This window comes from Mesorhizobium sp. M3A.F.Ca.ET.175.01.1.1 (assembly GCF_004791945.1).
Lineage (GTDB): Bacteria > Pseudomonadota > Alphaproteobacteria > Rhizobiales > Rhizobiaceae > Mesorhizobium.
Genome location: NZ_SRTP01000012.1, coordinates 158,043 through 171,323, shown reverse-complemented (window position 1 = coordinate 171,323; position 13,281 = coordinate 158,043). Strand labels below are relative to the sequence as shown.

At 63.4% G+C, this 13,281-nt stretch carries 12 protein-coding genes; 9 read left to right on the top strand and 3 right to left on the bottom strand.

The window, feature by feature from the left end; translation table 11 throughout:
• Window positions 1-9: 9 nt before the first annotated feature.
• From EN818_RS24125 to EN818_RS24115, 3 genes are all read left to right on the top strand, one after another.
• On the top strand, window positions 10-2,229 hold the full coding sequence (locus EN818_RS24125; protein ID WP_129553489.1) for a 3-hydroxyacyl-CoA dehydrogenase NAD-binding domain-containing protein: 2,220 nt from the start codon (window positions 10-12) through the stop codon (window positions 2,227-2,229).
• 294 nt (window positions 2,230-2,523) lie between these two features.
• Window positions 2,524-3,165: a helix-turn-helix transcriptional regulator gene (locus EN818_RS24120; protein WP_095807755.1), complete on the top strand. Its 642-nt coding sequence runs from the start codon at window positions 2,524-2,526 to the stop codon at window positions 3,163-3,165.
• 10 nt (window positions 3,166-3,175) lie between these two features.
• Entirely contained in the window at window positions 3,176-4,042 is an 867-nt protein-coding gene (locus EN818_RS24115) for a thermonuclease family protein (RefSeq protein WP_245420434.1), read from the top strand.
• Here the strand turns inward: EN818_RS24115 and EN818_RS24110 are convergent.
• Window positions 4,005-5,657 (bottom strand): lysine--tRNA ligase, encoded by a 1,653-nt coding sequence (locus EN818_RS24110; RefSeq protein ID WP_095807757.1) that lies wholly within the window; start codon window positions 5,655-5,657, stop codon window positions 4,005-4,007. The genes EN818_RS24115 and EN818_RS24110 overlap by 38 nt on opposite strands.
• A 154-nt stretch (window positions 5,658-5,811) precedes the next feature.
• Here EN818_RS24110 and EN818_RS24105 point away from each other — a divergent pair, with 154 nt between their 5' ends.
• Window positions 5,812-6,225, top strand: coding sequence for a tellurite resistance TerB family protein (locus EN818_RS24105; RefSeq protein WP_095807758.1), 414 nt, complete (start codon window positions 5,812-5,814; stop codon window positions 6,223-6,225).
• A 49-nt stretch (window positions 6,226-6,274) separates the two neighbouring features.
• On the opposite strand, the gene EN818_RS24100 is transcribed toward EN818_RS24105, so the two are convergent.
• Window positions 6,275-7,090, bottom strand: a complete 816-nt coding sequence (locus EN818_RS24100) for a transporter substrate-binding domain-containing protein (RefSeq protein WP_095807866.1) — start codon at window positions 7,088-7,090, stop codon at window positions 6,275-6,277.
• A gap of 278 nt (window positions 7,091-7,368) precedes the next feature.
• Here EN818_RS24100 and EN818_RS24095 point away from each other — a divergent pair, with 278 nt between their 5' ends.
• The 3 genes from EN818_RS24095 (at window position 7,369) to EN818_RS24085 (ending at window position 9,935) form a co-directional block, all read left to right on the top strand.
• On the top strand, window positions 7,369-8,100 hold the full coding sequence (locus EN818_RS24095) for a LuxR family transcriptional regulator (RefSeq protein WP_095807759.1): 732 nt from the start codon (window positions 7,369-7,371) through the stop codon (window positions 8,098-8,100).
• 432 nt (window positions 8,101-8,532) lie between these two features.
• The gene (locus EN818_RS24090) at window positions 8,533-9,171 is read left to right on the top strand and encodes an acyl-homoserine-lactone synthase (protein WP_095807760.1); all 639 of its coding nucleotides are present in this window, start codon (window positions 8,533-8,535) and stop codon (window positions 9,169-9,171) included.
• A 14-nt stretch (window positions 9,172-9,185) separates the two neighbouring features.
• Window positions 9,186-9,935 (top strand): enoyl-CoA hydratase-related protein, encoded by a 750-nt coding sequence (locus tag EN818_RS24085; RefSeq protein WP_095807761.1) that lies wholly within the window; start codon window positions 9,186-9,188, stop codon window positions 9,933-9,935.
• Between the two features lie 90 nt (window positions 9,936-10,025).
• On the opposite strand, the gene ppk2 is transcribed toward EN818_RS24085, so the two are convergent.
• Window positions 10,026-10,931 carry a polyphosphate kinase 2 gene (gene ppk2, locus EN818_RS24080; RefSeq protein ID WP_095807762.1) on the bottom strand — a complete coding sequence of 302 codons (906 nt, stop codon included), beginning with the start codon at window positions 10,929-10,931 and terminating at the stop codon, window positions 10,026-10,028.
• Between the two features lie 195 nt (window positions 10,932-11,126).
• Here ppk2 and EN818_RS24075 point away from each other — a divergent pair, with 195 nt between their 5' ends.
• Both EN818_RS24075 and phoU read left to right on the top strand, forming a co-directional pair.
• Window positions 11,127-12,392, top strand: a complete 1,266-nt coding sequence (locus EN818_RS24075) for an ATP-binding protein (RefSeq protein ID WP_165349922.1) — start codon at window positions 11,127-11,129, stop codon at window positions 12,390-12,392.
• A 109-nt stretch (window positions 12,393-12,501) separates the two neighbouring features.
• Complete coding sequence (gene phoU / locus EN818_RS24070) at window positions 12,502-13,227, top strand: phosphate signaling complex protein PhoU (protein WP_095807868.1); 726 nt, start codon at window positions 12,502-12,504, stop codon at window positions 13,225-13,227.
• The last annotated feature ends 54 nt before the right edge of the window (window positions 13,228-13,281 follow it).

The following is a 13,281-nucleotide window of genomic DNA, read 5'->3' as shown; positions in this document are numbered from 1 at the left end:
AGAGAGAAGATGAGCTATACCAATTTCACCCTCGACGTCGACGCCGACGGCATTGCGCTGGTCACCTGGGACATGCCGGGCCGCTCCATGAACGTGTTCACCGAAGAGGCGATGCGGGAGTTGAATGCCATCGTCGACCAGGTGGCCGGCGACGCCGCCATCAAGGGCGCGGTGATCACCTCGGGCAAGGACAGCTTTTCCGGCGGTGCCGACATCACCATGCTGCAGAAGATGCTCGCCACCTTCGCCGCCGACAAGGAGAAGGACCTCGAGAAGGCCACCAAGGCGCTGTTCGACAATGCCGGCTACATGACGGGCCTGTTCCGCAAGCTGGAAACCTGCGGCAAGCCATGGGTATCGGCGATCAACGGCACCTGCATGGGCGGCGCCTTCGAGCTGTCCCTTGCCTGCCATGGCCGCGTCGCGGCCGATTCCGACAAGGTGAAGATGGCCCTTCCCGAGGTGAAGATCGGCATCTTCCCGGGCGCCGGCGGCACCCAGCGCGTGCCGCGGCTGACGGACCAGCAGCAGGCGCTGCAGATGCTGACCAGCGGCCAGAACCTGTCGCCGCAAAAGGCGAAGCAGATGGGCCTGATCCACGAGATCGCCGAACCTTCGAAGCTCGTCGAGACCGCCAAGGCAATGATCAGGAATGGCCTGAGGCCGGTCGCGCCCTGGGACGAGAAGGGCTTCAAGCTGCCCGGCGGGCCGGTCTATTCGGCGGCCGGCGCCAATCTCTGGCCGCCGGCCATCGCAATCCTGCGCCGCGAGACTTACGGCAATTATCCGGCCGCGGCGGCGATCCTGAAATGCGTCTATGAAGGCCTGCTGGTGCCGTTCGACACCGGGCTGAAGATCGAGCAGCGCTACTTCACCGAGATCATGCAGACCAGGCAAGCGGCGGCGATGATCCGCTCGCTGTTCATCTCGCTGCAGGAATTGAACAAGGGCGCGCGTCGCCCGGCCGGTGTGCCGGACACCAAGTTCAAGAAGATCGGCATCCTCGGCGCCGGCTTCATGGGTGCCGGCATCGCCTATGTCACCGCAAAAGCCGGCATTCCGGTCGTGCTCCTCGATCGTGACATGGAAGCGGCCGAGAAGGGCAAGGCCCATTCCGACAGCCTGATGACCGACCAGGTGAAGAAGGGCCGTGCCAAGCCCGAGGAGAAGGACAAGCTGCTCTCGCTGATCACCCCGACAGCCGACTATGCCGATCTGGCGGGCTGTGATCTCGTCGTCGAGGCGGTATTCGAGGATTCGGCCGTGAAGAAGGACGCCACCGAGAAGGCCGAGGCTGTGCTGAAGTCGTCGGCGATCTTTGCCTCCAACACCTCAACCATCCCGATCACCGCGCTGGCCAAGAACTCGTCGCGGCCGAAGAACTTCATCGGCATCCACTTCTTCTCGCCGGTGGACAAGATGATGCTGGTCGAGATCATCCTCGGCAAGAAGACCGGCGACAAGGCGCTTGCGACGGCCATCGACTTCGTGCGCGCCATCAGGAAGACGCCGATCGTGGTCAATGACACGCGCGGCTTCTACGTCAACCGCTGCGTCCTGCGTTACATGTCGGAAGCCTACAAGATGCTGATCGAAGGCGTCCCGGCGGCGATGATCGAGAACGCCGCCAAGGCCGCCGGCATGCCGGTCGGGCCGCTGGCGCTGACCGACGAGACGGCGATCGATCTCGCCCAGAAGATCATGAAGCAGACCATCAGGGATCTCGGCGAGAAGGCCGTTGACCCGAAGCAGATGGCGCTGATCAACACCTTGGTCGATACCCATGGCCGCTTCGGCCGCAAGAACGGCAAGGGCTTCTACGACTATCCGGCGAAGCCGGCGAAGAAGAAGCTGTGGCCGGGCCTGAAGGAGCTCTACCCGCAGCTCAAGCCGGAGAAGGTCGACTATGAGGAACTGAAGCAGCGCCTCCTGGTCACCATCGCTTTGGAAGCGGTGCGCGTCATGGAAGAGGGGATCGTCACCGATCCGCGCGAGGCCGATGTCGGCTCGATCCTTGCCTTCGGCTTCGCGCCCTTCACCGGTGGTGCGCTCTCCTATATCGACGGCATCGGCGCCAGGCAGTTCGTCAAGATCGCCAAGGCTCTGCAGAAGAAATATGGCGCCGAGTTCAAGCCGCCCCGGCTGCTGCTCGACATGGCCGAGAAGGGCGAGACCTTCTACCAGCGCTTCGATCCTTACCAGAAGGGCGAAGTCAAGGAGGCGGCTTGACGATCGGACGTTTGGGCACGCCTGCTGCGCCTTGCATCCTTGGATAGCAAGGACGCAGCAGCGCGCCCGAAGGCCACGGCTTCAAGCCGTGGCTCTTTCCGATCGGCGAAGCCGGCTTGTCTTTCGGGCACGCATCGCTTTCCTGCACGCAGGTATGTCGGAGAATTTGGCCCGACCCTTCCGTGCCCGGCGCAGATGCATTATTGCTGAGCAGCCGCTTGCTCATGTGGACAATCAGGCGGTCCCGCGGTAGACAGTCAGAGGCATTTTTTCCTGTTTCGAAGGAGAGCGAGCGTGCTCTCACACGATCGCGTATGGGCAGCCATCGACGCTCTGGCCGAGCGCTATTCGCTGTCGGCTTCCGGTCTCGCCCGACGCGCCGGCCTTGATTCAACCGCCTTCAACAAGTCGAAACGCCTGTCTTCGGACGGCCGGCCGCGTTGGCCATCGACGGAGTCCCTGGCCAAGATCATCGAGGCGACGGGAGCTTCGCTGGAAGAATTCACCGGCCTAGTCGAAGGACGCCTCGGCTCCGCCGCTCCGCAGCCGCACAGCGCCGTGCCGCTGCTTGGATTCGCCCAGGCCGGGGCTGGCGGATTCTTCGACGATGCCGGCTATCCTTCGGGGCAGGGCTGGGATCTTGTGGAACTCCCGACGCGGGCGGCGGAAAGTTCCTACGCGCTGAAGGTCCAGGGCGATTCCATGCTGCCGCTCTACCGCAACGGAGACGTGCTGATCGTCGAGCCGGGCGCCCCCACGCGCAAGGGCGATCGCGTTGTCGTCAAGACTGTTACCGGCGAGGTGATGGCCAAGGTGCTCGATCGGCAGACCGCCAAGTCGATTCTCCTGGTCTCGCTCAATCCCGCCCACCCGGACCGCGACATTCCAATGCGCGAGGTCGAATGGGTGGCGCGGATCGTCTGGGCAAGCCAGTAGGACCGGACTGGTGCGGGTCGTCCATTTTGTCCTGGCGGTTCTGACAGTACCGGCAATGGCGGCGCTGGTCGTTGCCGGAGGCCGCTCGCTGAAAGGCAACGAAAGCGTCGTCACGGTCGACCAGATCGATCCGGCCGCGGTTGCCGACCTAGCGCAAGACGCCGAGTTCGCGCCTGAGGCACCGGCCAACTCTGCCATTCCCGGTTCCGCCGCTTCTCCAAAGGCGGTGCCGCATTCGCGGATGATCGATCCTGAAGTGGTGGCACCGCCGGAACTGCCCGCCGAGGAGCTCGAACGGGTCGAGCCGCGCGCCCCGCTCAGCGATCTGGCGCTGGCCGGGCCGCTCAAGCCACGCAAATCGAAAATGCCGGATGGCCGGGATGGCACCAAGCTGTTCCAGCCTGTGGCAACCGCCGCCGGCCTGATCGAGGCCAAGGGGTATATTGTCGCCGTTTCCGGAGTGGATGTCGTCGCAGCTGACGAGATCTGCAGCGACGGGAGCAGGTCCTGGGACTGCGGCGCTCGCGCCCGGACAGCGTTTCGCGCTTTCCTGCGCGGGCGCACGGTGATGTGCGCGGTACCCGCGCAAGGCGGGCGCGACACCGTCGTGGCCGAGTGCTGGGTTGGCAACAAGGATGTCGGCCAGTGGCTGGTGGAGAACGGCTGGGCACGCGCCGCGCAGAGCGGCCCGTATCTCGAAGCGGAAGACAAGGCACGCGCTGCGAAGAAGGGCATCTTCGGTACCGCCCCGGACCTTGGCGGGCTGCCGTCTTTGCCGGCGGCCACCGGCCCGGCGCCTGACGCGCCGGATACCATCCTGCCGGCGGAAGACGGCGCCGTTACGCCGCCAACTGCCCAAGCAGCGCCCGCTCGATGAGCGCGCGTGTTTCGGCGATGCCGTAGAGCGCCGCGAAGGAACCGAAGCGCGGCCCGCGCTCCTGCCCGATCAGCACCTGGTAGATCATCTGGAAGAAGGCGACCGACACCCCGGGTCCGCCCTCCGGGCTCTGCTTGGAATGGTCCTGATAGCGCTCGATCCGCCGCGCGACGTTGAGGGCGGCGTTCTGGATCGCCTCGCCGTCGGCACCCTGGGGCAGCGCGCCAAGCGCGTCGGAAAGCTTCGCCAGGGCCTCGCGCTCCACCTCGTCGGCAGCGCGATAAACCTTGCTCGGCTTCACGAAGTCCTCGAAGTAGCGGATCGCATAGCCGGTCAGCCGGTCGAGCTCGGGATGCGTCGCTGGCGTCACGCCCGGCGCATGCCGCGAGATGAAGCCCCACAGCACCGCCTTGTCATGCGCGTTGGAGGCGCTGACCAGATTGAGCAACAACGCGAACGGCACCGGCAGGTCGATCGCGGGCGGGTTGCCGTCATGCATGTGCCAGACAGGATTGCCGAGCCGCTCCTTCCACGCCTGCCGCGGATAGGCGGAGAGGAAGGCGTAATATTCATCGACCGCCTTCGGGATGACGTCGAAGTAGAGCTTCTTGGCCTGACGCGGCCGCTGGAACATATAGAGGCCGAGGCTCTCGGTCGGCGCGTAGGTCAGCCACTCGTCGATGGTGAGACCGTTACCTTTCGATTTCGAGATCTTCTGGCCGTTCTCGTCGAGAAACAGCTCGTAGACGAAATGCTCCGGCGCCCGCCCGCCAAGGATGTTGCAGATGCGGTCGTAGATCGCCGCATTGGTCTGGTGATCCTTGCCGAACATTTCGAAATCGACGCCGAGCGCCGCCCAGCGCATGCCGAAATCCGGCTTCCACTGCAGCTTAACCTTGCCGCCCTTGATCGACAGGGTGGTTTCGGTGCCGTCCTCATCGTCAAAGGTGATGGTGCCGGCTTGGGCATCGACATGCTTCATCGGCACATAGAGCACGCGGCCGCTCTTCGGCGAGATCGGCAGGAACGGACTGTAGGTCGCCTGGCGCTCCGGCCCAAGCGTCGGCAGCATCACCGCCATGATCTCGTCATAGCGTTCGGCGGCGCGCAGCAGCACCTCGTCGAAGCGGCCCGACTTGTAGTATTCGGTCGCGCTGGCGAACTCGTAGTCGAAGCCGAACGTGTCGAGGAAGCGGCACAGCATCGCGTTGTTGTGGTCGGCAAAGCTCGCATAGTCGCCGCCGAATGGATTGGGCACCGATGAAAGCGGCTTGTGCAGATGCGGCTCGAGCGCGGCGCGGTCCGGAACATTGTCCGGAATCTTGCGCATGCCGTCCATGTCGTCGGAGAAGCACAGCAGCTTCGTCTTGATCTTGTCCCCGGTCAGCACACGGAAGGCATGCCGCACCATCGTGGTGCGGGCCACCTCGCCGAAGGTGCCGATATGCGGCAGGCCGGACGGGCCGTAGCCGGTCTCGAACAGGACGGTTTCGGGAAAATCCTTGCCCTTGTAGCGCGCGATGATTTTCTTCGCTTCCTCGAACGGCCAAGCCTTGCTGTCGGCTGCCGCGGCAAGCATCTCAGGATTGAGATCGATTGCGTTTGATCCCGTCATGTCGAAGTTCCGGTCGTGGGCAGGCTTTCGCCCGGTAAGATTTTCAACCGGTCTCTAGGCGCGACTGACCGGAGCGTCAACGATTTGCGGCGGTTTTCCTTGCGGTGCCGCAATGGCGTTCCTACGTTCGAGTCTCGCACTCAAGGAGTTTTGAATGCCTTTGCTGACGCCGCACGAAGCTTTGATCTATCTGATGGTCATCACTTCGGCTTCCGACCGCGACATGACCGATGTCGAGCTGGCTCGGATCGGGGACGTCGTCCGCACATGGCCGGTGTTCGTCGATTTCAATCGCGACAGGCTGGTTCCGGTGGCGCAGGCGTGCCAGAAAGCCTTGCACGAAGAGGACGGTCTGGAAGGCGTGCTTGCGCGCGTCGGCGAGGCCCTGCCGGAGCGGCTTCGCGATACCGCCTATGCCGCCGCCTTCGAGGTCGCGGCCGTCGATCTTGAAATGCGCATGGAAGAAGTCCGGGTCCTGCAACTCGTCCGCCTCCGGCTCGATCTCGACACGCTGACCGTCGCCGCGATCGCCCGCGCGGCCAAGGCCCGGCTGCGCACGCTGACGTGACAGTTGACTGGCAGCGGAGGGCCGGCCTCAGCTGAATATCGGCAGCCCCTCAGAAGAAGCTGACCGGGAAATAGCGCAGGTAGAACTCGGCGAAGGTACCCTTGATCGAGATCTCCTGCAGAGCATAGTCGAAGGCCGCGGCGAGCGCCGGGTCGCCTGTCCGGGTGGCGATCGCCATGCCCGATCCCAGATATTCCGGCGCCAGGTAGGGTCCGCCCGCGAAGCGGCAGCAGCCGGCCGCGTCGGAGCCGCCCAGCCAGAAAGAAAAGCGCATGCCATCGCCGAAGGCAGCGTCGATCTTGCCGGACTTCAGATCGGCATAGAGGTTCTCGGGCTTGTCGAAGGGCACGACCTGGACGGTGCCGAAATAGTCGCGCAGCATCTTCTCATGCGCCGAGCCGGCAAGCACGCCGACCCGCTTGCTGCGCAGCTTGTCGAGGATCGGCTCGGTGAAAGCCTTGGTCTTGGGCATGACGAAGCGCGCCGGAAATTGCAGGTAGGAGCGCGAGAAAGCGTATTTCTGGCGGCTCTCCGGCGTCGCGGCGATGCCGGCGATGATCGCTTCGCCTTCGCCTTTCCGCAGCGCGTCTTCGAGTTCGTTCCAGGGCATGGCCTGGATCTGGCATTTCTCGACGATGCCGAGTTCGGCGCAGATGGCCCGCGCCAGGTCGATGTGGAAACCCGACAGCCGGCCGGCGCCGTCGAGGAAGTTGAAGGGCGGAAAATCGGTCGTGGTGAGGAACCGCAATCGCGGCAGGCCGGAGAGGTCCGGCTTCGGCAGCCGCTCCTTGGCGTCCCACAGCACCGGCACCTGCGGTTCGGCGGCCTGAGCCGCGCCGAAGCGCGGCAGCGCCCCGATCAGCATCGATATCAGCGCCAGAAATATCCACCGGAATGTCACGAAAATGCTCCGCACTGTCACAAATCGAAGCTTTTCGTATGAAAATGACACATGCACAATGGTTTTTGATTTCATCCGACGGAATTAGGCGTATGGTTTAGCAGGTTTGCAAGTGGCTGCGTGGGCGCCTGCAAGGGAGGCGCAATCTCGTGGACATTGCAAATCCAAGGCTTGATGGCGTGGAGCCGTTCGGGCATTGACGAGGATTACGGAATCGCAAGCAACATAGGGTGGATGTTGCGATGAGCCAGTTCGACAGAACTTTGGAATACATAGACCAGCTGCAGCACGCCAATACGGCGGCTGCGGTTTGCGAACGCTTGCTCAGCGTCACCTCGAATTTCGGGCTGACGGCACTGATGGCTGGTACCGTGCCCCACCCGGGCACGCCGCGCGGCCAGCAGAAGGACCATGTGCTGCTCTGCGACTGGCCGGGCGAGTGGCTGGAGCGCTACGTGGCGCGAAACTATGTCGACCATGATCCGGTCGTCAGCCACATGAAGCAGCTGCAGGCCCCGTTCCAGTGGCGCGAAGCCTCCCAGAACATCGTCATCGACAAGAGCAGCGACGAGGTGATGGGCGATGCCCGCGAATTCAAGCTGCGCGACGGCCTGGCCTTCCCGCTGGTTACCCTCGACGGTCAGATCGTCATGGTGTCGCTGGGCGGCGAGGCGGTCGAGCTGTCGGAGGCCGAGTTCGGCATGGTCTCATTGGCGTCCACCTACGCGATCGGCCGTGCCATGCAACTCCATACGATGGCCGACAAGGTCATCGATCACATAGAATTGACGCCCCGCGAGCGGGAATGCCTGCAATGGGCAGCCGTTGGCAAGTCGGAGTGGGAGATTTCGCAGATCCTCGGCATCTCGGAGCACACCTCCGAGAAACATCTTCTCAACGCCAAGAGCAAACTCGGCGCCGCCAATCGGGTCCAAGCCGTCGCGGAGGCCATTAGGCGAGGCTACATTAGCTAGATCGAACATATCGGCCTAATGCCTGTCGCCCAGAAATGCGCTGGGACGATGACATGCATCGAACAAAGACGAGTGCATGTCGCCCAGAAGTGTGCAGCGATTCTGGGGCGACGACATGCATCAAAACAAAGACTTAAAGCGGGTCGGCCGAATCCGTTTCTGCGCGACCTGCATCACAATTCTTAGCGATGCGATCGCCTCATATTTTCGGGAAAGCCCGGCCGTATCTGCCTCTTTGGGAAACGGCTAATGCTTTCTTAACGCCAAAAGCAAACTCGAGCCGCCAACTGGGTCCAAGCCGTCGCGGAGCCCATTAGGCGAGGCTATATTGGGCAGGTCGGCCGTGCTGGCCTAGAATTCTTGCCTACGCGATCGCGTAATATTTTCGGGAAAGCCCGGCCGTATCTTCCTCTTAGCCCCAGGAGACGGCTGATGCTTTTTTCCCTTACCACTCAGGAACTGATGGAACGTCCCGACCTTTGGGAAGCCGTCCATCGTCTGCGCCACAAGATCTTCGTCGAAGAGATGGGCTGGACCGATCTCGATCGGCCGGACGGGCTCGAAATCGACCAGTTCGACCATGACGAGGCCGAACACCACCTCGTCATTCGCAACGGCGAGCTCGCCGGCTACCAGCGCATGCTGCCGACGACCCGGGCGCATCTTCTGACCGACGTACTGTCGGACCTCTGCGAGGGGACGTCCCCCTCGGGACCAGGCGTCTGGGAACTGACCCGCTATGCGGTGGCACCTGGCTTTCGTGACGGCAAGCGCGGCGTCTCGACCGTCGGCACCGAGCTGATTGCCGGCTTCGTCGAATGGGGGCTCAAGCGCAATGTCAACCAGGTCATCATCGAGTTCGAGCCGATGTGGGTGCTGCGGGCGCTGCAGTTGCACTTCCTGGCGACGCCCCTTGGCTATCAGCGCACCTACGGCAACCAGCAGGTCGTGGCGACGCTGCTCACCTTTACCGACCATACGTTGGAAGTGGTGCGCCAGCGCCGCAACCACTTCCTGCCGGTGCTGTCCAGGGGCTATCCCGGCCAGCTCGGCCTCAGGCAGGCTTCGTGAGGCGGGAGGCGGCCATGACTTACCATCCCGAACCAGAACTGCGCGGCCACACGCTGGTCGTCACGGTATCTTCCCACGACGGCCGGCCCGTGCTGGACAGGCACGCCTATGCCAGCCTGGCCAGGACGTTCCACCATGCCGCGGCCAATGACGAGGTGCGTGTGGTCCTGCTGCGCGGCCTCGCCGGCTGCTTCTGCCTCGGCGGCGACTTCTCGGAGTTTCTCGACGCCACCAAGCACCAGCAGCTGATCGCCGCGGTCACCGACATGTTCCGCATGCTGGCGACCTTTCCCAAGCCCGTGCTTGCCTGTGTCGACGGCGACGCCGTGGGTGTGGGCTGCACCATCCTGTTCCACTGCGACATGGTGATCGCTTCGAAGGCCAGCACGTTTCGGGTGCCGTTCGTCGACTTCGGCCTGGTGCCGGACGCGGCGACCAGCATCCTGGCCCCGCAGAAGCTCGGCTATGGCGGTGCCTTCCGCTTCTTCTGCCTCGGCGACACGCTCGGCGTCGAGGACGCCAAGGCGCTCGGTCTGGTCGGCGAGATCGTGACTGAAGGCAGTGCGGAAGAAATGGCGCTGGCAAGGGCAAGGCAGCTTGCCAAGAAACCGGTCGCAGCGCTGTTGCAGACACGCAGTCTGCTCAAGGGCGATACGGGCGTGCTGTGCGACCGCATCGACCACGAGATATCGCTGTTCCAGCAAGCGCTTCAGGACGACACGACGCTGAAGCGCCTGCAGCGGATCGCCCGCCTGGCCGCTTAGGCCAGCGCGCCTCAGCGCCGCGCCCAGAGGGGTGCGGCGCTGCAAACCGAGGATTGTCACCGGCGGCTGGCTCGGCGAAGCGAAAGAGCCTTACTCCTCCAGGAAGGAAGGCCCTTCCCCGATGATCTTCTTGTCTTCCTTGCCGATGGCATCGAGGTCGCGCCCGTCATAGGGCAGGGACGAGAGGATGCGCTGCATCACGGCGAGGCGCGCGCGGCGCTTGTCGTTGGCGCGCACGATAATCCATGGCGCGAACGCCTTATGCGTGCGCTCCACCATCAGGTCGCGCGCCTTGGTATAGTCGTCCCACTTGCTGATGCCGGCGATGTCGATGGGGGAGAACTTCCAATTCTTCAGCGGCGACCAGCGGCGGTCGTGGAAGCGTTCGAGCTGGGTTTCGCGGCCGATGTTCAGCCAGAACTTGAAGAAGTGGATTCCCTCGTTGCAGATCATCCGCTCGAAATGCGGCGTCTCGTCGAGGAATTGCTCGTGCTGCTCCGGCGTGCAGAAGCCCATCACCGGCTCGACGCCGGCGCGATTGTACCAGGAGCGGTCGAAGGTGACGAACTCGCCTGACGTCGGGAAATGGTCGGCATAACGCTGGTAATACCATTGCCCCGCTTCGGTCGGCGTCGGCTTGGTCAGTGCCACGTTGCGCGCGGTGCGCGGGTTCATGTACTGGCGCAGCACGAAGATCGTGCCGCCCTTGCCGGCGGCGTCTCGCCCTTCGAAGAGCGCCATCACCCGCTTGCCGGTCGCCTGCAGCCAGGCTTGCGCCTTGACCAGTTCAATCTGCAGCTTCTCGAGTTCCTTGTCGTACTGATCGCCCTTCATCTTCTTGTCATATGGATAGCCGCCGGCGGTCAGCTTGTTGTCCTCGACCCAGTCCGGAAGCACCGGATCGTCGATGTCGAACTCGCGTTCCTTGCCGCCGATCTTGATCTTGATCGGTCCCGCGGCGGGTGCCGCTTCGGGCTTTTCCTTGGCTTTTTTCATCCGGACGAACCTTTCCAGTTTGCGGACTCATGCTATGGGAGCCTGTGCGGCGTCGCATCCAACCGGACGCAAGGACGTCGTAGCACTTTGATTTTGCGCATGAACATTCAGAAAATCGATTCCGATTTTTGAACCATGCGCCTTGGCCCGGCGAAGCTTGGCCTGTCGGGCGGAATGCGGGGCGACGCGGGGCCTATGGCTGAGACGAGCGCGGAACGGAAGAGCACGAGGCAAGCCCTCGCCGCCCGGCTGTGGCGCGGCCGCTGGCTGCTTGGCGGCGGCACCCTCGCGATCCTGGCCGTCTACGCGTTTGCGGGCCTTTCGATCTTTGTGCCGTTGCTGGCGCTGGCGGTGCTCGCCATTGCGGCACTGCTGCCGGCCGATAACGAGCATCGCTCGGCCGACGGCGCGGCCGCGATCGAGGCAAGCGGGCTGCAGCGCCTGTCCGGCGAATATCTCGCCGCCGCGGTCGCCGATCCGCTGATCATCTTCGACCGCGCCGCCACCATCGTTCACGCCAATGCCGCCGCGTTCGCCGCCTTCGGCGGACTGGCGCCAGGCATGTCGTTGTCGCTGAAATTCCGCGCCCCGGAAATGCAAGCCTTGCTCGACGGCATCGTCTCGGGGATCGTCGCCGCCGATGTCGTCGACTATACCGAGAAGCTGCCGGTCGAACGGACATATCGGGTGAGCGCGTCCTCGGTCGGCCATGCCACCGAGCTTTACGTGCTGGTGTTCAAGGATCAGAGCGAGACGCGGCGGATCGACCGCATGCGCGCCGACTTCATCGCCAATGCCAGCCATGAGCTGCGCACGCCGCTCGCCTCGATCGCCGGCTTTATCGAGACGCTCAGAGGGCCGGCCCGCGACGATGCGGCCGCGCGCGACCAGTTCCTGCAGATCATGCAGAATCAGACCGGCCGCATGGCGCGCCTGATCGACGACCTCTTGTCGCTGTCGCGGCTTGAGATGAAGCCCTATCTGAGGCCGGGAACCGAGGTCGATCTTCGCCAGACCATCGACGCCGTGATCGACTCGCTCGCGCCGCTGGCCAAGGAGAACGGTCTCGCCATCGAGCGGGAGTTCACTGATGGATCGCTTTCCGTGCCCGGCGACCGCGACGAACTGTTCCAGGTTTTTGAGAACCTGCTCGAGAATGCATGCAAATACGGTCAGTCAGGCGGACGGGTCACCGTCTCGATCGCGCGCACCGGCTCTGGTCAGGAAGAGAGTGTCGACGTCACCATCCGGGATTATGGCCCCGGCATCGCGGAAGAGCACATCCCGCGCATCACCGAACGCTTCTACCGGGTCGACGTCGAGAGCAGCCGCACCCAAAAAGGCACCGGCCTTGGCCTTTCCATCGTCAAGCATATATTGACCCGTCACAACGCCACGCTTTCGATCAAGTCGGAAGTCGGCAAGGGCGCGGCGTTCACGGTTCATTTGCCGGCTTGCTAAAGCTGTATTATTTGCCAACTGGCGTTTTCGTTTTTCTGTCATGCGGTTCGCGTATCAGCAGGAGATCGACGAAGCGCAACAGCCGGCAAATCCGGGAAGGCATTTCATCATGCAGTCCGTGCATATCGTCAGTGCCTATGACGAGGAACTGAAATTCCTGTCCAAGCGCATCGCCGCGATGGGCGGGCATGCCGAGCGCATGGTCGAACAGGCGGTGGCGGCGCTGGTCAATGCCGATCCGGGCCTCGCCCAGAAGGTCATCCAGGACGATCTCGTCCTCGACGAGGGGCAACGCGAGATCGACGACAAGGCGATCGTCATCATTGCCAGGCGCCAGCCGATGGCCACGGACCTGCGCGAGATCGTCGGCGCCATTCGCATCTCGGCCGACATCGAGCGCGTCGGCGATCTCGGCAAGAACGTCGCCAAGCGCGTCGCGGCAGTGATCGATGGCCGCCAGCCGAGCAGCCTGTTCCGTGGCCTCGAGGCGCTGGCCAATCTGGCGCTGACGCAGCTCAAGGAAGTGCTCGACGTCTACGCTACGCGTTCGGTCGACAAGATTGGCTTCGTGCGTGACCGCGACGACCAGATCGACGCCATGTACACTTCGCTTTTCCGCGAGCTTCTGACCTACATGATGGAAGATCCGCGCAACATCGCGCCCTGCACGCATCTGTTGTTTTGCGCCAAGAACATCGAGCGTATCGGCGACCATGCCACCAACATCGCCGAAACCATCTACTACATCGTCACCGGTGACCAGATGCCGGCCGAGCGGCCGAAGGGCGACAAGACCGACAAGATCGTCGCTTCCGGAACGCTGTCCGGGAAGTGAACGGTCGCCTCTCGAACGCCCCGGTGATTTAGGCTAAGGTCTTCGCGATGCTGC